Origin of the sequence: Bacteroides difficilis, from assembly GCF_048319815.1 — a bacterium.
Lineage (GTDB): Bacteria > Bacteroidota > Bacteroidia > Bacteroidales > Bacteroidaceae > Bacteroides > Bacteroides zhangwenhongii.
In genome coordinates, this window is record NZ_CP182814.1 from 1,709,406 (window position 1) to 1,730,774 (window position 21,369).

Annotated in this window: 11 protein-coding genes and 2 pseudogenes; 6 read left to right on the forward strand and 7 right to left on the reverse strand. The window is 40.8% G+C overall.

Features of this window, described 5'->3' with window-relative positions; translation table 11 throughout:
* Positions 1-302: 302 nt before the first annotated feature.
* From ACNOGP_RS06240 to ACNOGP_RS06265, 6 genes and pseudogenes are all read left to right on the forward strand, one after another.
* A complete protein-coding gene (locus tag ACNOGP_RS06240; protein WP_418214347.1) occupies positions 303-3,263 on the forward strand; it encodes a SusC/RagA family TonB-linked outer membrane protein in 2,961 nt (986 codons plus the stop codon).
* 20 nt (positions 3,264-3,283) lie between these two features.
* Positions 3,284-4,918: a RagB/SusD family nutrient uptake outer membrane protein gene (locus ACNOGP_RS06245; protein WP_009001007.1), complete on the forward strand. Its 1,635-nt coding sequence runs from the start codon at positions 3,284-3,286 to the stop codon at positions 4,916-4,918.
* A gap of 23 nt (positions 4,919-4,941) precedes the next feature.
* Positions 4,942-6,615 carry a BACON domain-containing protein gene (locus ACNOGP_RS06250; RefSeq protein WP_418214348.1) on the forward strand — a complete coding sequence of 558 codons (1,674 nt, stop codon included), beginning with the start codon at positions 4,942-4,944 and terminating at the stop codon, positions 6,613-6,615.
* A 60-nt stretch (positions 6,616-6,675) separates the two neighbouring features.
* Positions 6,676-7,659 (forward strand): glycosyl hydrolase family 18 protein, encoded by a 984-nt coding sequence (locus ACNOGP_RS06255; RefSeq protein WP_418214741.1) that lies wholly within the window; start codon positions 6,676-6,678, stop codon positions 7,657-7,659.
* A gap of 170 nt (positions 7,660-7,829) precedes the next feature.
* Positions 7,830-9,655 (forward strand): annotated as a pseudogene (locus tag ACNOGP_RS06260) (endonuclease/exonuclease/phosphatase family protein).
* Between the two features lie 116 nt (positions 9,656-9,771).
* Positions 9,772-11,040 (forward strand): annotated as a pseudogene (locus ACNOGP_RS06265) (DEAD/DEAH box helicase); the annotation flags it as partial.
* A 64-nt stretch (positions 11,041-11,104) separates the two neighbouring features.
* On the opposite strand, the gene ACNOGP_RS06270 reads toward ACNOGP_RS06265, so the two are convergent.
* From ACNOGP_RS06270 to rbsK, 7 genes are all read right to left on the reverse strand, one after another.
* Positions 11,105-12,109, reverse strand: a complete 1,005-nt coding sequence (locus ACNOGP_RS06270; RefSeq protein WP_418214349.1) for a GRP family sugar transporter — start codon at positions 12,107-12,109, stop codon at positions 11,105-11,107.
* An 11-nt stretch (positions 12,110-12,120) separates the two neighbouring features.
* Positions 12,121-13,173, reverse strand: a complete 1,053-nt coding sequence (locus ACNOGP_RS06275; RefSeq protein ID WP_418214350.1) for a nucleoside hydrolase — start codon at positions 13,171-13,173, stop codon at positions 12,121-12,123.
* Positions 13,174-13,198: 25 nt separating this feature from the next.
* Entirely contained in the window at positions 13,199-14,806 is a 1,608-nt protein-coding gene (locus ACNOGP_RS06280; protein WP_418214351.1) for a DUF4832 domain-containing protein, read from the reverse strand.
* Positions 14,807-14,824: 18 nt separating this feature from the next.
* Positions 14,825-15,982, reverse strand: a complete 1,158-nt coding sequence (locus ACNOGP_RS06285; protein ID WP_418214352.1) for a hypothetical protein — start codon at positions 15,980-15,982, stop codon at positions 14,825-14,827.
* 27 nt (positions 15,983-16,009) lie between these two features.
* Positions 16,010-17,452: a RagB/SusD family nutrient uptake outer membrane protein gene (locus ACNOGP_RS06290; RefSeq protein ID WP_418214353.1), complete on the reverse strand. Its 1,443-nt coding sequence runs from the start codon at positions 17,450-17,452 to the stop codon at positions 16,010-16,012.
* Positions 17,453-17,464: 12 nt separating this feature from the next.
* On the reverse strand, positions 17,465-20,359 hold the full coding sequence (locus ACNOGP_RS06295; RefSeq protein WP_418214354.1) for a SusC/RagA family TonB-linked outer membrane protein: 2,895 nt from the start codon (positions 20,357-20,359) through the stop codon (positions 17,465-17,467).
* A gap of 101 nt (positions 20,360-20,460) precedes the next feature.
* Positions 20,461-21,369, reverse strand: a complete 909-nt coding sequence (gene rbsK, locus ACNOGP_RS06300; protein WP_418214355.1) for a ribokinase — start codon at positions 21,367-21,369, stop codon at positions 20,461-20,463.

Here is a 21,369-nt window from a genome sequence, read left to right on the forward strand (position 1 = left end):
CTTTTGTCCACAAAGCTCATTAGATGGCTCGAAAGGATATTCAGAATACTCCTTTTGAACAGTAGCGGACTAATTATGGATGTTATTTGATCTCTATTTCCATGCTTTGCACCTATATTTGCATAGTTAACACTAAATACGGAAAAGTATTAAACCTTAAAAAAAGACTATTTACTATGAATACATCCTAAAACAGTAGAATGAAGAGGCGGAGTAATGTTGGGAACATTTTGAATGCCTTGACTTATATCTAAAATTCCTAAAAATCTAATATCATTATATTCTAACTAAATGAAAAGTATATGGATAATCTAAGAAAAACGCTTGGCTGCTTGCTACTATTTCTTTTTGCAGCAGTTACATCTACTTATGCACAGGTTGCAAAGCAGTATTCGGGTACTGTTATGGATGCCGACAGCAATGAACCTATCATCGGTGTCAACGTAACCCTTAAAGATGCACAAACTGGTACCGTAACGGATATTTCCGGAAAGTTCTCGATTAGTGCTCCTGTTGGTTCTACACTATCATTTTCTTATATCGGATACGTGACTAAAGAGGTTAAACTGGGAACGAATACCAGTTTGAAGATTACAATGCTGGAAGATCAGAACCAATTGAGTGAGGTAGTGGTCATCGGCTATGGTGTAGTGAAAAAATCAGATATAACAGGTGCTGTGGCTTCTGTTTCTTCCAAACAATTTAAGGATCAGCCGGTAAAGCGGGTGGAAGATATTCTGCAAGGACGTACTGCAGGTGTGGCAGTGACGAGCGTAAATGGTTTACCTGGTGGCACAGTTAAAGTTCGTGTTCGTGGTACTACTTCTCTTAATACCAGCAATGACCCCTTGTATGTCATCGATGGCATTATGTCTGGTGGACTAGATGTAAATCCTGCTGACATTCAATCTATTGAAGTTCTGAAGGATGCTTCGGCAACAGCTATTTATGGTTCACGCGGTGCTAATGGTGTGGTCTTGGTAACTACTAAAAAAGGGGTGGAAGGTAAAGTGCAGATTTATGCAGATGTGGCTATAGGCGTATCGAACATCCTTAAAAAATATGATTTACTGAATGCTTATGAATATGCGACAGCATTAAAGGAATATAATGGTATTTCGTTTGCAGATGATGAGATGGAAGCCTATAAAAATGGTTCCAAAGGCATTGACTGGCAGAATTTGATGTTGCAGACCGGTATTAGTCAGGACTATAAATTAGGTATTTCGGGTGGAACGGCTAAAAATAAGTATCTTATTTCAGCCAATGTATTGAATATGACAGCCATGACCATCACGACCAAGTATCAACGTGCACAGTTGCGGATAAATTTGGATAATGAACTCACTAAGTGGTTGACACTTTCTACCAAAATTAATGCTTCACGTACTCACAGTCATAACGGGGGGATTGACATTATGAACTTCCTGAACTATTCTCCTACGATGGAAATGAAAGATCCGGTAACGGGCGTTTATAATATGGACCCTTATAATTCAGTAAATGGAAACCCTTATGGTGCACGTGTCGCAAATTATGGTGACTCATATGTGTATGCTTTGAATACTAATATGGATTTGACTTTCAAAATAATGAAAGGGTTGACATTGTCTGTACAGGGTGCTGCTAATTACTCTCATGTTCCGAGTTACTCTTTCACCTCGTCGTTAGCAAAACCCGGACAAATTAGTGGTATGGAAAATGCGAGCAGGATGAATCTATTCTGGCAGAATACCAATAATGTGACTTATAACACAAGTTTCGGCGATCATCATTTGACTGCAACAGCTGTGTTTGAAGCAAGTGGCGCCGAAGGTAGAAATTTAAAACTGACCGGTAGTGATTTAGCCAATGAGTTTGTTGGTTATTGGAATGCAAAAAATGCAAAGACACGCGATGGAGAGAATGGCTATTCCGCAGAAGCTATTGTGTCGGGACTTGGTCGAATTATGTACAATTACAAAGGGAAGTATATGCTGACAGGTACTTTCCGTGCCGATGGTTCATCTAAGTTTCAGAAGAAGAATAAATGGGGATATTTTCCGTCAGCAGCTGTTGCTTGGGATGTTGCTAAAGAAAACTTTATGAGCAAACAAAACATTGTCCAGCAATTGAAACTAAGAGCCAGTTTTGGTGTTGTTGGTAATCAAAGTATCGGTGCTTACACAACATTGGGTATGTTGGCTCCTACAAATTATGACGGTTATGGTAGCGATGCAATCCATACCGGTTATTGGACTGGAAATCTTGCCACACCAGATGTAACTTGGGAAAGCACCTATCAGTATAACATAGGTTTGGATGCCAGTGTTTTAGACGGTCGCTTGAGTTTTACAGCCGAATGGTTCCGGAAGGATACTAAGGACTTGTTACTTCGCAAACCTGCTCCTCAATATAACGGAGGTGGCTCTTTCTGGGTCAACCAAGGTGAAGTTAGAAACTCTGGTGTTGAATTCACCATCACAGCTACTCCTTTGACAGACAAAGATATATTTGGTTGGGAAACATCGCTGAATGCATCTTATTTAAAGAATAAGATAATTGATCTGGCAGGTAGTGATTTTATCGTTGGGGAGAATTATACAAGTATTGGCGGTGGTCCCATTCAAATTAAAAAAGTAGGGTATCCGATTGGTTCTTTCTATCTTTATGAATGGGCAAACTTTAATGACCAGGGCGCCAACTTGTATAAACATCAATCTAATGGAAGTTTGACAACCAATCCGGGTGCTGACGATCTGGTTACTAAAGGGCAGGCCGAGCCTAATTGGACTTTCGGATGGAATAATACATTTACTTGGAAAAACTGGACGCTCAATCTCTTCATCAATGCTGCATTAGGACAAGATAGACTGAATGTAAGCCGCTATGCGATGGGATCTATGACAGGTGTATATCGTTTCATCTCTTTATCTGATGCTTATTACAAAAGTTGGGATAAAGTAGCCAATAAAGCAGATGCTGTGTATGCAAGTCATAAAAATTCAGATAATAGAAACTATCCTGATTCCGATTTCTGGCTTGAAGATGCATCATTTGTGAAACTGAAAAATATAAGCCTTACGTATAATATTCCTAAGAAGATAACGAAAGTAGCCGATATTCAATTGTCGGTCAGTGCTCAAAACCTGTTTACATTAACGAAATACACAGGTATGGACCCAGAAGTGTACAGTGAATCCGATTACGGTTTTAATGGCGTAGATATGGGCTCTTATCCTGTTCCAAGAACTTTCACTTTTGGTATGAAACTTAACTTTTAATCTTTTAACTATACATGGATATGAAAACAATATATAGAATATTCAAATCTGTCGGACTAGCATTGATAGCACTTTGGATGGTGTCTTGCCAGGATTTACTGACAGAAGATCCTAAAGGGCAGTTGGCGGTAACTAATTTCTTCAATTCAAAAGGTGATCTGGACTTGGCTCTGAATGGAATGTATTCCAAAGTTGCGAGTGATATGTATGCAAATATCTGGGCAGGTTTCGAATCAGTGATGGGTGATGATATTTCTACACACCCTGCAGCTAATAAACAGGGGTTGCGTGAGGTAGATACTTATAATGTTTCGGACAATAACACTTGGGTGACTGAATTGTGGGGAGCTCGTTGGAGATTGGTAAAAGCTGCTAATTTCATTATAGATAATGCCGGACGAACTCCGGAGGTGAGCCAGGAAGAGAAAGATGCGGCCATTGGACAAGCTTATTATTGGCGCGCCTATTCTTATTTTTACTTTGTAATGGCTTGGGGAGAGGTACCTATGGTTGTGAAAGATGAAATCAATTACAACATGCCATTGGCAACCGTTCCTGAAATTTATGAACTGATTGTGTCTGACCTGAAAAAGGCAGAAACAATGGTCCCTGCCAATTATACTAAAGATCCCTACGCAAGAAATGGGGTAAACATTGCTGTTAGTCAAGGAGCTGTAAAAGCAACATTGGCTTATGTGTATATGGCAATGGCGGGATGGCCGTTGAACAAAGGAACAGAATATTATCAACTGGCCGCTGCAAAGGCAAAAGAAGTAATCGATGCTGCGAAGAAAGGTACTTACTACTACAAGCTATTACCTGATTACAAGCAAGTATATTCGATGGAGTATAATAAGAATAATCCAGAAGTGTTACTTGGTGTTTACTATAATTTAGGAATAGATGCACTTACCAATGCTCCTTTAGCCGATTTCCTGGCAGACTATGCTTATGGTGGCGGTGGTTGGGGAGATACGAACGGAGAAATTAAATTCTGGTATGATTTCCCGGAAGGCTCGCGCAAAGATGCATCTTATTTCCCGAAAATTATATTGAAGAATGAGACGAAGTTGCGTGATTGGTGGGAAGACCCCAATCCGGAAGCACCACGTGTGGTTGTTGCTCCCTGTTTCATGAAGAAAGTAGAAACGACTACTGGAGAAGAATTCGACTATACGAATCCGAAAATTTCGATGAATCAGAATGGAGAAAAGACGCATCAGATTATTCGCTTGGCAGAAGTATATTGCTGGTACGCCGAAGCTGTAGGTCGTTCAAAAACAGGTAGTATCACGGAAGCTGTCAACTTATTGAATGAGGTACGTAATCGTGCCAATGGATCTGTTGTTGCAGACCGGGATATTTATAAGACAACCATGTCGTATGATGATCTGGCAGAAGCTGCCTATAATGAACATGGCTGGGAAATAGCCGGATATTATTGGGGAAATATTGCCACCAGAGCAAGGGATATGTTTCGCATGAATCGTATTAAAGATCATTTTGAATACAGAAAATTGAATCCGGAGATTGAAGTGGCTCCTGGAGTCTTTAGGAAAGAAGCTGTTTCCGTATCTGGCACGTGGAATGACAGTAAGATGTATCTTCCCCGTCCTTTTGTAGACTCGTCTATTAATCCGAATTTGAAGAACTGAGTGAAACAATAAAAACCATCATTATGAAACTAAGATATTTATATTTAGCAATAGGTGTATTATGTAATGCCTCTTTAGTATCATGCGGCGATAGCTTCAAAGAGAAAACAGAGATTGTTGCATGCGGAATCTCCATAAATGCTTTAACATTCGGAGTCTCCTCTACTGAAGTTCAGACTGTAGATATTACGTCAGAAGCAGCTTGGGAAGTAGCAGTGGATCAGGCAGGTGGTAATTGGCTTACTGTTTCTCCTTTGGAAGGAACTGGTAATGGTACGCTAACAATTTCTGCTGATAAGAATAGCGGTCCAAAACGCAGTGCAACCTTGACCATAGCAGCGAAAGGTGCTGAACTTCGAACCATTACAATTATTCAGGATGGCTATAAAGGAACCATTTATAATTACGGTGACTTTACTGGATTGCAAAAAACAGGACTTGTGGCAGGGATCAATCCGATCACTATCGTAGACAATGACGAATGTGAAGATGGAAAAGCGTTAAGAATCTATACACGGCCAGGTAAAGAGTATGAAGGTACTAATGGAGATCGTTTCAAAGTGCAAACAACAACACAATTCGGATCAGGTCGTTATGAATGGAGGATATATGTCCCTAAATTCGGAATGAATGACCGAGCTAGTATTGGAGCATTCTTATATTTTGACGATGGGCATGAGTTGGATTTTGAAATTTGTTCCGGTACGGCTGCAGACCGTGCAGCACATAGTGCCGGACCAGATGATATGCTGTGTCTTGTGACTAGTCAGGCTAATCCTTTTTTCTCTGAGTTCACGCCTATCAAGGCTGAAGCTTGGCATACGTTTGTTTTGGATTTGAAGTTAGAGAATAAGAAATATCTGGCGGAGTGGTCGGTTGATGGTAAAGTTTTAAAGAGGGCACAATTAGATTATGGTGAAGAAGCTTATTTCCGTGCTATATCTAGTGTCGAGAATCTTTATGGTATGGGCGATCATGCGGCAACTCAAGAAAATTATGCCTTATTTGATTATCTTGAATATGTTCCTTATGATTATTCAATGAAGCCGATTGTTGAAGGTCAGCTTCCTCCCGAACCAGAGGGAACAACAGTGAAGTGGGACTTTGAGGAAGCAGGTTTTGTACCTGTTGGATGGACTAATAATGGAGGAACGATTGCAGATGGAAACTTGAATCTATCTAACGGGAATAACTTCGTTTATGGTCCGGAGATAGGAGCTGGAAAATATACATGGGAAATAGATGTTCCTTTGGTAGGGGTAGGTGAAAAATGGTTGGCAGGTGGTAATATCGCTGCAACTAACGCTGAAGAAAGATCATTCTCTATGTTTGTTTTCGCAGGTACTGAAAATGATCGTGCGGCTTGTACTATTCCTCCTGTTCCAGGTCAAATGCTGGTACGTTGTTATACAGAGTCTATGGGAGTTTACGGTGTACCTATTGATCCGGGTAAACATACTCTGACTATTGACCTCAGACTTAATGCAGATGGTGCATATTGGGCGGCATGGATTATAGACGGTGAAGTGGCGAAAACATTCACTACCTGGTATACTCCGGCACAGTTCAAATTTGGATTCTCAATAATGACCTTTGCTGACGGCGGTGGCTGGCAAGGAGATAAGCCTACTGCAAAAACGTATACAGCTAAGTATGACTATATAGAATATAAGAAGTATAACTATGATGAAGAATAACAGTTTACTTTACATTCAATGAGGTATTTAAGTATAATTGGAACAGCTATATGCTGTGTAATGTTGTTAATGACGAGTGTTTCCTGCAAGCAGGAAGCACTCGCTTCCACCACCTTGGAGAAAAAAGTATTTCCTTGGTATGTCTATATAGATGGAAGCTCTTTTAAGGATGTAGAGCCAGTGAAAGAGATCATTAGTTCCATTAGCGTTTTCGGGAATCCTCTGAAATCATTTATCGATGAGTGTCATCAGAATCATATTGAAGTATATCAGGCTGTAGGTGGAAATGAAGAAACGATTGATACGCCACAGAAAAGAAAGGCACTTGTTGAGAAGTATGTAAGCGATTGCAATGCAAATGGATATGATGGAATAGATCTTGATCTCGAACATTTGCGTCCTGATATTCAGGATGCATATACCGAATTCCTGAAACTTGCTTCAAAAGAACTTCATGCTGTTGGAAAGAAATTAAGCCATTGCGTGAGTTTTTATCCGGCTTTGTATCAGGATAACGAAACTAAGATGTTTCACGATCCGGCAGTCTTGAATGCTACCTGTGATTTAGTGAGAGTGATGTGCTACGATATGTATTTTGCACCGGGAATAAATAAGCCCGAGCTCAAGCACAGAGATGATTGTATGGGCATTGGACCTACGTCCAACTATCCATGGACTAAAGAAGCGATGCTTTTCTGGATGAAACACATTCCGAATGATAAATTAGTGATGGCACTGCCTGCTTATGCAAATGATTATGCTGTAACTGGTGACATTAAAGGAAGGCAGGTTTATCAATCTGTGCCTGACAGTATAAATGGAATTTTGCCTTCTCCTACTTGGTTATGTTACGAAAAGGTAAACATGTATCTGTATGATGGTACCGATGGTAATCGGCATATGTTTTATGCAAGTGATGCCAAAAGTACAGAAGCACTACTTGAACTAGCCGATGAACTGGGAATCTCTCAAATCGGTTTTTGGCACTTTAATAGCGTAGACTCGCAAATGTGGGATACTACCGCAAAGTGGAAAAAGAAATAATAAGATAATAAATCGACCTTGTAAATAATATAGCTTTGTTCTCATCCCCCCATTTAGAGAAAAGCTATTCTTGGCAATAAGAGGCCGCAAAGGTATGAATTCATATCTTTGTGGCTTTTTATTTTTTTCTTACCTTTGAGGGCTTAACATTAACCCCCAAAAATGAAAACATGAAAAAGATCTTTTTACTAATTTCCGTAATCCTATTTATTTTTCCGGTACAGGCCCAGCATACATTGAGACTGATGACTTATAATATTAAAAATGCGAACGGCATGGATGATATTTGTAATTTTCAACGGGTAGCCAATGTGATAAATAATGCTTCTCCTGATGTTGTGGCTATACAAGAGGTAGACAGTATGACCCGTCGGAGCGGACAGAAATATGTGCTGGGTGAGATAGCTGAACGTACACAGATGCATGCTTGTTTTGCACCTGCCATAAAGTTTGATGGAGGTAAATATGGAATCGGACTGCTGACAAAGCAAGTTCCGCTACGTTTACAAGCTATCCCTTTACCTGGTAGAGAAGAGGCCCGCACCTTGATTCTGGCAGAATTTGAGGATTATATTTATTGTTGTACTCATCTGTCATTAACGGAAGAAGATCGCATGAAGTCCCTGGAAATAGTGAAGTCATTTACTGCTTCCTATAAAAAGCCTCTTTTTCTGGCTGGGGACATGAATGCTGAACCGGAATCCGACTTTATAAAGGAGTTACAGAAAGACTTCCAGATACTCTCCAATCCTAAACAATCTACTTATCCGGCTCCTGATCCCAAGGAGACTATAGATTATATTACCGCATTGAAGTCAAATGCTAATGGCTTCGCTCTTATATCCTCTCAAGTGTTGGATGAACCGATGGCCTCCGATCATCGCCCTATCCTTGTAGAACTGCGTACCGCTGAAAAGGCAGATAAAATATTCCGTACTAAACCTTATTTACAGAATCCCATAGGTAATGGTATGACAGTTATGTGGGAAACTACCGTTCCGGCATATTGTTGGGTGGAATATGGAACAGACACTACTCAACTGAAACGCGCTCGTACAATTGTTGACGGGCAGGTAGTCTGCAATAATAAACTACATAAAATACGTATCAACGATCTGATACCGGGACAGAAATATTATTACCGTGTATGTTCGCAAGAAATATTGCTTTATCAAGCATATAAGAAAGTATTCGGAAATACTGCCCAGTCAGATTTCTCTGAATTTACGCTTCCGGAAACGGATACAGATTCTTTCACTGCCATTGTTTTCAATGATTTGCACCAGCATACAAAAACCTTTCGTGCTTTATGCAAACAGATACAGAATATCAACTATGACTTTGTAGTTTTCAATGGTGATTGTGTAGACGACCCTGTCGACCACGAACAAGCAACGACTTTTATTAGTGAACTTACCGAAGGTGTACGCAGTGATCGCATTCCAACTTTTTTATGCGTGGCAATCACGAGATTCGCAATGCTTATTCTATCGGTCTGCGTGACCATTATGACTATGTAGGGGATAAGACCTATGGTTCTTTTAATTGGGGCGATACCCGTATTGTCATGCTTGATTGTGGAGAGGATAAGCTAGACTCTCACTGGGTGTATTACGATTTGAATGATTTCACACAGTTACGTAATGAACAAGTCGATTTTCTGAAAGAGGAGTTATCTGCCAAAGACTTCAAGAAAGCGAAGAAACGTGTTTTTATTCATCATATTCCGCTTTATGGTAATGATGGAAAGAATCTCTGTGCAGATCTATGGACTAAATTATTGGAAAAAGCACCTTTCAATGTGAGCCTGAATGCTCATACTCATACGTATGCCTATCATCCGAAAGGTGAGTTGGGAAACAATTACCCGGTCATTATTGGTGGAGGATATAAGATGGATAGTGCTACGGTGATGATTCTGGAAAAGAAGAAAGATGAATTGAGGATTAAGGTATTGAATGTAAAAGGAGATGTTTTGCTGGATATTACAGTTTAAATAATTATAGATATAAAATATGGCATAGAGGAGTAAAACAGCCCAAAAAAGGAAAGGGTCAATAGTAAAAGTTTCTTGTCATTATAAGCCGGACAACCTGACTTTGGAAGAGTGGCAAGACAGTGGTGAAGGCGGATACGGGCAAGGTGATTGGTTACAAAAATTTGAATGCGGTAGGCGAGCGGATGAAGGATGTGCTTATCCGGAGGCGAAAGCGAGATGTGGCATTGCAGTTGCCGGGACGTATGGACAAAGTGTTGTTTGTGCCGATGACGGAACAGCAGCGTGGGATGCATGATGAGTGTCAGAGTAGCGTCTCGCAGTTGGTTTACAAATGGACAAGAATGCGTTTCCTTAGCGAAAAAGACAGAAAACGTTTGCTGTTGCTGCTTAGTCAGATGCGTATGATTTGTGATAGTACGTATATTCTCGATCAGAAAAGCCGTTATGATACTAAGGTGGAGGAAACGATGAACATCCTTCGGAATGTATTTGATAGTGGTGAAGAGAAAGTGGTGATTTTCAGCCAATGGGAACGAATGACCCGTTTGATTGCGGCAGAACTGGATGTGCTGGGCATTCGCTACGAGTATCTTCATGGAGGTGTGCCTTCCGAAGCCAGAAAACGGTTAATGGACAATTTTACGGAACAACGCGATAGTCGTGTGTTCTTATCGACGGATGCCGGAAGTACAGGGTTGAATCTGCAAGTAGCTTCTATTTTGATTAACCTTGACTTACCTTGGAATCCTGCAGTATTGGAACAGCGTATCGCTCGTATCTATCGTATTGGTCAAAAGAAGAATATTCAGGTGATTAATCTTGTAGCTAGTCAGACGATAGAAGAACGAATGTTGTCGACCTTGAATTTCAAGTCTTCTTTGTTTGAGGGCATTTTGGATAATGGTGAAGATACGATATTCTTGGAAGACAGTAAGTTGGATAAGATAATGGACAGCATCAAGATGATGACTGAACCTTCCGACACCGCGGCTGAGATGGACGAGAATGGCGGTTGTGATATTAAGGCTGATGACAATGAGGAAAAAGCGGAATTGTCAGCTAATCGTGAAACTATATTCGATACGGAACAGTCGTCAGTGGAACAGGATATGATGGTAGAAAATTTGGAGAGTGTAGGAAATGCTGAGGTTAAGGATTTGGCGGAACATCCGGAACAATTGGTACGGCAGGGAGTTTCTTTTTTTACGGGATTGGCGCAGGCGCTAAGTTCTCCCGAAACTACTCAAAAGCTGGTGGATTCTATCGTGGAAGAAGATAAGGAGACCGGACAGACCTCGTTGCGCATACCGGTACCTGATAAGGAAAGTGTCACCAATATTTTGAATTTATTCGGCAAGTTGTTGTCGGGGGGATGCATATGAAATGACTATATAAGATAAAAGCCATAGGAAAGATGTTAGACATTTTTCCTATGGCTTTTTATCTTTAATTGCCTCCCGAAAGAATAATAAAAGATAATCCCAATATAAACAATACGAACATGACCCCTAACAGTCTGTTTGTTGATCGAGTACTTCCTCTAAATTCTTGCCAAATAAGAACTCCCCACAAAGCTGCAACCATAGGAGCTCCCTGTCCCAATGCATACGAAATGGCTGCGCCGGCTTTCCCAGCTGCGATATAACTGAGTGCAGTTCCCAACCCCCAAATACATCCACCGAGAATTCCGACCATATGGGTACTCATTTTTCCACTGAAGTATTCTTTGTAACTGACCGATGTACCAACAAACGGACGTTTCATCACAAGTGTATTGAAAATGAAATTGCTGAGGAAAATGCCGATAGCAAAGATGAAGAAAGCAGTATATGGAGTTGCCATTCCTGCTGTAGGTGATTCAAAATTATTTAAATCCATGGCAGCGGCTACGAAACGGTAGAAGAAAGACATCAGAATGCCGGCTATGGCAGCGAGTACGATACCTTTCTTACTACTGTTAGTCCCTTCTTTCTGGTTTTTCCCAGCTGCTATGCTATTGCAGATAATAGCGACAACAATCAGTACTACTCCGGTGAATAGCCAGAAAGGGTCTCCTTTAGGCGTACTGAAATAATTGATGAATACCCCTAATACTAATGCTAATCCTACGCCTAATGGGAAAGCAACAGCCATTCCGGCAATAGAAGTTGAAGCCGAAAGTAATATATTGGAGGCATTGAAGATAACTCCCCCAATCAATGCACTGACAATGTATTGGGGCTCTATCTGTTGGATGTCTTCCAGAAAACTTCTGCCGGAGCTGCCGAGACTTCCTAATGTGAATACTAGCAATAGAGCGAAAAGCAAAATGCCGATAGTGTAATCCCAATAAAAAAGTTCATAACGCCAGTTCTTGCTTGCCAACTTTTGAGTATTGCCCCAAGAACCCCAGCAGATCATGGTTATAAAACAGAAAATGACAGCCAGTGTATAACTATTGACTATATACATAATGATGCTAGTTAATGGATTGATGGTATATGAGTAGCTACTTCTACTAGTTTATTAACCACGGTAGGTATGCTATCTTTATTGATAATGAGAAAACGGTGTTTTCCTTTAGGCGAGGGAGTAAAACGGCTGTATCCTTTGGTATCAATAGAGATGTTCCCTTTCTGAGAGATATCCAAAGCACTGTTTTCCGGTTCAATAGCATAAAGTACAGAGGTTAAGTCCCAGCAGGGGCGGTCATAAGGCATTTTCTCGTAAGCCTTGTATGACACACAAAGCGGATGTTTTTCACCACCAGGATAGTCTTTTAATACACTCTGATGAGGATAGAGAATTCTGACTCCAACTTCCGATCCACTTGCTATAATTTCTGTTGGCCAATTGTTGTATACATTTTGGGCAGCTTCCAGATCTTGAAGTACATTCCATTCCGGATTATTAAAGGTGTCATCATTGTACGTACCACTCATTATAGATAATAGTTTGACCTTCTTTTTTACCAGTTCGATACCGTTAAGTTCACTATATTTATCGGGCTTTGAATTGAGAAGCCGGGATAAATTGGTGGCGAACCCTACTGTGATGATGATTACGGATGAATCTGCTCGTGTAGCAAGGGCCTTGCGCATCATTTTATATCCTTCGGGAATACTGTCGGCCATGGTGCGTTTGACAGGTAACAGGCTTTTCCCATCAATAATTGTGTCCAATGTGGCGCAAATATACTTTCCGCATTCTCTGTTGAAACCAAGATTGGAACCGTTGTAGGCATATCCTAGCGGAATATCTCCAAAACCGTTTAACCGGCAATAGCCATCTACATAGTCTATGACTTTGGGATAGTCTTTACTGATGGTGATTCCCAATAAATCATATTTAGCGTGGTTGGCGTAGTTAAGTATCATTTGAAGAGCGAACACATCATCAATGTCACTGCCTAAATCTGTATCAAAGATAACTCCCGGTTTATCCGGGAGAGTGACTGGTATAGTCTTTTTGTTTTGGCAACCGAAACTTAATATGGTGATCAGTGCCAAAGTAATTATTGATAATATTTTTGTCATTTCGTCCTGTTTTATATTTATACAATCAATCTACTTCGTAGTGTAATGTAAGGTCTGTATACATATTATTGAATGCAGACGAAGCAATACCATATTTTGAGATATCTTTTCCTACACCAACGTATCCCATCGGATGGATACCTCCGGTGAAGTAGTTCTTGGTAGCGAAACGTATTGAAGGTACCATACCGGCAGGGTCAAGTATTGCAATGGCAATGATGTATTCGTCTGCTGCTAGATTCTTATCCAACGTTAAAGTACGTTGCACTTCATATGTTTGTGGAGCGACGGTATATTTCTCGGTAGTATCATCCCAATTCTCTCCGGGAAACCATTGGCTGATATTTATGTTGTTGAGAACGGTACTCCATACTTTTGCTTTTGTATTTTTGTTTAAAAGCATTATTTCAACAGGCCAGTTATAGTAAAAAGGAGAAGAACCTTCATTTCTTACTTTGAATGAAATGTCGAATGCCTGACCGTTTTCAATCTTTTTTGTATAGGTAAACTCACTTAAAATATAACGGTATCCCAAAGCCTTCTGAACTGTTTGCGCATTCTTTAACAATGCTTCCTGGCTGAAATCAACCTCAGGGCGCGCATAAGAGAAATAACCTAGATGGTTACAGTGCAGGTCGCGTATTTGTTTAATGATTTTCTTGCGGGTTGCATCGTTGGACAATATATCCGCAAGACTGCTATAGCGGCTGAAGTCTCCCCAATTCCAACAGATTTCTCCTCCGATGGGTTGTACTTTCCAACGGTCACCCATTTTCATCATTTCTTCATATCCTCTTACGTCTTCTTCTGCAATGCCCCATGAGTCCCAATAGTAACCGAATTCATAATCTTTAAAATCGTATGCGTAGCGCACCATTACTTTTTTATTTTTAAATGCGGTTGTGAAAGCATCTCCTAGAGTCTTTTCTATTCCGGGAATCCATGTTTTGTTAGCTTCGTGTACATCTGCATCATGAGGTTTCCAATAGGTTCCGATCATTGGGGAGTGCTGTTCTCCCCACTGCCCGATAATGCCCATTTCAATATAGGCAACTCTAGGGTCATTGTCCCAGGCTTCACCCATTTTTCTGACTAATTCTTTTACACGATCCTGAAAGGTCGGATCGAAGTAGCCTCCTATCATAGGATAAGGAGTACCCGGCTCTTGTGTGTAAGATATGTCGGATGGGAAACGAATACCGTCCAATCTGTCTGGATCACTGACAGTCGGTGTGCCCATCCAATGAATATATACACGCGGGATAACTTTGATGTTCTTTTTTTCGATACCTTCCCATCTGTGATTGCTGTATGCAATCACTTTATCTACACCGTCCGTTTTTACATTTTCTATACGGTCCCATGGGATATACTCTTTATATACGGAACCGAACGGGAGAGGGTATTTGTCAGGAATAGGATCCAAACCAACAGAAAATACGTCACGCCATCCCATCATCGGATTCCGGAATGCCTGGTCGTAAGCCAATGGATTGATTGTTACTTTGTCGCCGGTAACCGTTACATTTCCTTCTTCATTCTTATTGCCATCAGGTTTTTCAATATCATCATTACTTGATGAACAACCTACGAATGCGAGCAGAAAATAAAATAAGAAAAATCTAAATTTCATAATTGTTTTTTTTAGGTTTTACATGTCTTCTACGGCTTTTATCTTAAAGTCATAGTATTGTCCTTCGAGGGCATTATAATCGTTATGGTCTCTTACGCCATCCTCTTTGCATCTATCATAAAATACGGGAACAACTGTCCGTTTGTCATCCGATACCGTCAATATGCAGCCTTTAATAGCAACGGTGTAGGTTGCGGTATAATCCCAGGTCTCCAGGAAGTGAACCATGCGTGCGTTTGCATGTTCGTCAATAATGAAGTACCAGCCTCTCCAACCGTCGGCGGCGCAATTACCGGGAGCGGTGACGTCAGCACTGACAATTGCCCCTTTTTCGTTCATGGTCATGTTTGTCCCGACATTGTAGATATTCGTATATTCGAGGTGTGTATCTCCAGCGCTATAGCCGAAATAGTTTCCTTTCATGAATTTTTGATCATTACTTCCATTATAAGTCTCGATTACGAATTGTGAGCTACCATTGTGGTGAGTGACTACTTTGGTTTCATCGTCCTTAAGACAGATCACATATTGTTTCATATCTTGCCATACAAACCAGTTACTGCTATGCTCGCTGGCAATTGCAGTGAGTTTAAATGTTTTCTTGAGTTCTTGGTTCTTCTTTGTGATGGTATATACAACCTCATAGTCTCCACTTTCAATAATGGGATAGTCAAATTGGGTAGTAGTTGAGTAAACTGCTCCATTGACTTTCCATTCATGAGTAGCCGGGTCAGTACCTTTCACGGTTACAGAGATACGGAGTGATTCACCTATACTTTTGGTGAATTCACTTTTATCTGTAGAAAAAACGACTCCTTCGATATCGCCTGGTTTTACATTGACAGTAAATATCTTATTGCTTGAGCCATGTACGTCCGTACAAGTGTATTCCAATTTGAACGTTCCGACTGTTGTTAACTCATATGCCAGTTCGGCAGACTCACTGCATACTTCACCGTTATACTTCCATTCGTGTCTTACGTCTTGTCCGTCAATGACAATAGCTTTGATTGAAAGGATACTGCCTGATTGTTTAGTAAATTCGGTTTCATTAGTGGAGAAAGCTATCTGTGGCGGTCCTACCACTTCTTCATATTTGTAGTCCTCTATACAAGAAGAACAGATAGATATTATTCCAAACAGGATAAATGCTTTTAGTATATTTGTTGTTCTCATAATTTTATCTTTTATAGATTTCTGGTGTTAATAACCTGGTAATTGCTCCAACAGAGAGTTTGCATCTGTTGCTTTGAGAGGTAACGGATAATACTCTTTGGCTTTGTCGGGGACAGGACGTTCAGGTTTACGTTCCTTCACATACTCTTGAAGTTTGTTATTGCGTATCAGGTCTTTTCTTCTGCTTTTTTCAAAACATAGTTCGTGGAGACGTTCTTCGAGCAGTGTTTCAAGGAAACCCTCTTTGGTCGCGTTTTCCCCGGAATTATCTATCTCATCAAGTCCAGCTCTTGAACGCACGTCATTTAGGCAACGAAACTTAGCTTTCGTCTGGTCTCCGGTTTCCGATGGCAATCCATTGATTGCCTCTGCTTTCATTAATAAGACATCAGCATAACGGATGAGCGGAAAGTTCTGCTCTCCGTCATTGACGGGGAATCCCGCCGTACGATTGTAGTATTTGAAGCAGTGTGGTTTGAATGTTACGGTTTGTCCGGCTGAATTTACGCCACTGGTAATATAAGTAACAGCTTTACGCTTGTCTTTTGCTTCATAGCTGTTGTATAGATAATCGGTGGGACCATACATAGCCCATCCAGTATAAATTGTCCCTTGAAGTTCGATCGGCAAAAAGTAGTCTGTTGAGGTAGAGCCTTCATCTTCCGATTTCAGACTGGCACGGTGCTGTATCTCGAAGATGTTTTCATAGCCTTGATTTTTATTTGCCGGATCATATATATCTGCATAATTCTTATATAGATGAAAATTGTTTCCATCACCAATGACTAGATCGCAGTATTTTAGCGCATTCTCGTAATCATGCCGTTGAAGATACATTCGTGCAAGCATAGCCTGTGCCGCATATTTCGTGGCCCGTCCTTCTTCCCAGACATTGCGGAGCGGAAGAACTTCCTCTGCAGCAAGGAGGTCTTGTTCGATTTGGGCGTAGATTTCGTCTACACTGGCACGTGGTTTTTTAAGATTGTCTTTGTCAGCAGAGGCGGAGAGCCATAAGGGTACACCACCGAAAAGATTCACTAGTTCGAAATAATACGTGCCCCGTAGGAACTTGGCCTGTGCTACGAATAAGTCACGGTCTTCCACGTCGGCGGGAAGTAAGTCGACGATGACGTTACATCGTTTTACTCCTTCGAATAAATCAATGTAAACAGCCTCAAATATATCGTATTCAGAAGAATAAGTATATTTGTCTAGGAGTACTTCATGATCACCGTATGTATCGTTATAAGAGGTAGCTTCGTCCGTTCCGAGAATTCCTAATCCTATGGAAAACTTGTAGTCGAATCCGTCTTGTAACATAGCGTAGGCACCATTCATCGCCTTATTGGCTCCTTCTTTGGTTAGGTAAGCATTTTCGGGAGTAAGCTGACTATATGTTTTCTCCTCAAGAAAATCGGCACAGCTACACATTGTAAAGCTGAGCAAGGATATAAATAGAATCTTCTTCATATGATTATAAGTTTAAAAGTTAACGGTAAGTCCACCCATAAATACCCGGCTTGCAGGGTAGGGATTCGCATTGCTGGTTTCTACATCGAATCCGGTATATTTGGTAAATGTGACCAAATTTTGTACAGATGCATATACTCTGATATTGCTGGCGTATATTTTATTGGTGAGGCTGCGGGGGAGTGTATATCCCAATTCTAGGTTTTTCAGTCGGATATAATCTCCTTTCTGATACATACCGTCGGTTTCATACAATTGTGAGTTTGTACTGCCAAGCCGTGGATATTTATTGCTGGGGCGTTCCGGTGTCCAGTAATTATGATAATAGTCAGGGCTCATATTAGCACTTGGCGAATACGAATCGAGGTAGGCAAACGCATTGTAAATTTTGTGTCCTCCCGCATAGGTCAGGAAAATAGTTAAGTCAAACCCGTGACTTTTGAACGTATTGGAGAAGCTGCCGAAATATTGTGGAGTAGTTTGACCAATAAATTCACGGTCGTCGTCATCTATAATATTATTGCGGTTGCGGTCGATTATCTTGTAGTCACCAGGTTCTGCATTGTATATTTTGGCGATTTCAGCTTCATCATTTTGCCATATACCTCCGAAACGTTTAGTATAGATAACATTGATTGATTCTCCGACAAAATAATTTCCTACCCGGTCTAAGTCATTGTATAGTTTATCGATCTCGTTTTTATTGAAAGAATAATTGAAACTTGTCTGCCAAGTGAAATCTTTTGTATCGATGTTGACTGAATTCAATGTGAGTTCAAAACCTTTGTTTTTCATAGCGCCTACATTGACTAGTGCGGTACGATAACCGGATTCTAGTGGTAATGGTACATTGTATAAAAGGTCGTATGTATATTTGTAATATCCGTCGATAGAACCGGATAATCTATTATTGAAGAAGCCAAAATCGACTCCTATGTCAAACTGACGTGACTTCTCCCAGGTTAAATCCGGCTGTGCAAGTATAGATGTACGGGAACCGTTGGCTAGTATACCGCCAAACACATAATCAGTGTATCTGCTACTGGTTGCGTCTACTTGTGCCATGGATTGATAAGAACTGATTTCCTGGTTACCTACGATACCATAACTCGTACGGAGTTTTAAATTATCAAGAAAACTTACGTCCTTCAAGAAATCTTCCTGGTTGATTCTCCATGCTAAACCTCCTGACGGGAAGTACCCCCATTTGTTTCCTTTGGCGAAACGGGAAGAACCGTCCGCACGAAGAGTTACAGTCAACAGATATTTATCGGCGAGAGAATAGTTTACGCGACCGAAGAAAGAAGCTAAAGATGACTTGACTTTATCCGAATTTACTGTTTTGGGTGTACCTGTGCCCAAATTGTCGTTTTGGGTGATATTGGAAGCATTCAAAACTTGCGTAGACATCATTGTCCAGTTAAATACGGAAGCCGAAAAACCAGCGACTGCTGTCAGGCGATGGATGCCTTTGTTCAGTTGGTAGGTCAATGTGTTTTCGGTTTGCATATAAAATTGTTCTCCGTTCTCTCTATCCGATATATTTACATTCTTGTAAATACCTGTCATGCGGGAATCCTGGAATACATTACTCTGGTTATTGATGAATTCCATACCGTTTTCAGTACGTAACTTTAAGTTCTTCAGAATCTCCGCTTCCAGATTAAAAGAGGCATTGATACGTGTCTGCGTGAAATTATTCTTGAAATAGGTAACGGCTGCTACCGGATTTGGTCTTAATAGCAAGTTGTCATAATAAGTTCCGTCTTCGTTGAACACCGGAGCACTAGGCTTGGAGGCAATGGCGCTTCCCATAGTTCCTTGATCCAGGCTGTTCATACCGGCTACCCCGTCTGTATTACTTGAATTTGTAGAGGAACGGATAACGTTGAATTTGGCACCCATTGTCAGCCAATTATTTAGTTTGGAATCTAGATTGAAACGAATGTTCCCTTTCTGATAACCAGTGTTCTTAATAATACCTTCTTGGTCTACCCAATCCAATCCCAAATAATAAGTCGTTTTCTCGCTACCTCCGGTAATGCCTAGATTATAGTTCTGATAAACTCCGTTTTGCGTAATTAAATCCTGCCAATCAGTAGAACAGCCTTCGTTGAACATACGTTGTTCTTCCTGATCCCATAAATAGGTGTTCTCTGTTGCTGCATCCAGTATTTCCTTGAATTGAGAAGCATTAAGCACTTTCTGTTTGTTTATGAGTTGTTGTACACCTATATTGGCATTGAAAGTGATTTTAGCTTTTCCTGTTTTTCCTTTTTTGGTGGTGACAAGGATAATACCATTGGAAGCTCTTGAACCGTAAATAGCTGTAGAGGCAGCATCTTTTAATACTTCGATGGATTCGATGTCAGAAGGTGCGATAACGTCCAGACCGGCATTCGACATTACTCCGTCTATGATATATAGAGGAGTAGTGCTGGCACCTCCGTTTCCAAAAGAACCGTTGCCTCGTATGATGATATTGGAAGAACCTCCGGGCTTGAAAGAACCTTTGGAAATCAGCACACCTGTGGCGAGTCCCTGCAATGCATCGGCAGCGGTACCAACTTTCATATTCTTCAGTTCATCCGGTTTTACTGAGATAATAGAACTTGTCAGATCACTTTTTCTGGCTGTACCGTAACCGATAGCCACTACTTCGTCCAGTTCGATGGTAGACTCATGCATGACGACATTGATAATAGTCTGATTAGCTATCTTTACGTCCTGTGTCTGCATTCCGACGAGCGAAAATGTTAGTGTGTTTCCTTTGTTAATCTCAATGGTATACTTACCGTTAATGTTAGTCACAGTTCCTTGTGAAGTGCTTTTACATACTACAGAAACACCCGGTAAAGGGTTTTTGTCGACATCTGTTACAGTACCTGTTATTCTGGTCTGTGCCATTAATATGTTTGTAAATAAACATATTAAACTCAATAAAGACATCTTTCTTTTCATAAATTTTACATTTAGTGTTGTTGTTCGAAGTTCTTAGATTTATTGCGTTATTGTTTCATGAAGTCCTCGACTTCAGACAATATCGGAATAGAGGGTTGCGCTCCTACACGGGTTACGGCAATGGCTGCCGCTGCACTGGCAAAGCGAAGGGCATGGCTATCGATACATCCATCGGCACAGGCAACAGCCAATGCACCACAGAATACATCTCCCGCAGCGGTGGTATCAACAGCCTTCACTGGATAACTAGGGATAAAGTAAGCTTCCGAATCGGTTTTGAGGTAAGAGCCTTTGTTTCCTAAGGTGATAATTACGGCTTTGGCTCCTGCATCCCGAAGTCTCTGTGCTATTTGGTCTATATTATCTTCTTTGATGAGGCTATTGCTGATGTATTGGGCTTCACTCTCATTGACAACCAGAATATCGATTATACGCATTAATTCAGAGTCGATATGACATGCCGGTGCCGGGTTGAACATAATTCTGATTCCTTTCTGATGAGCCATTAATGCCACTTGCTTGATTGTCTCATAGGGAATTTCAGCCTGCATCACAACGATATCCGCATCTTCCAATGTTTTTGATATTTGTTCGATATGTGCGGTAGATAATGAACCATTTGCCCCTGGAGCTACTGCAATGCAGTTTTCTGCGTTTTCAGCAACTAGGATGAGTGCTGTGCCTGTAGGGTTCTGATTGTCAATGATGATCTGATCGGTTACAATACCTTCTTTGCAATAATGCTCTTTTAACATATTGGCATACATATCGTTACCCAAGGCTGTGACAAAGGTTACTTCTCCCCCCATACGTGCTGCCGCTACTGCCTGATTGGCTCCTTTTCCCCCATAGGCTTGCATGAAACGTGCTTGTCCCACAGTTTCTCCAGGCATGGGCAGATGATTGACTCGTGCAATCATATCGATGTTAGAGCTTCCGATGACTACGATTTTCAT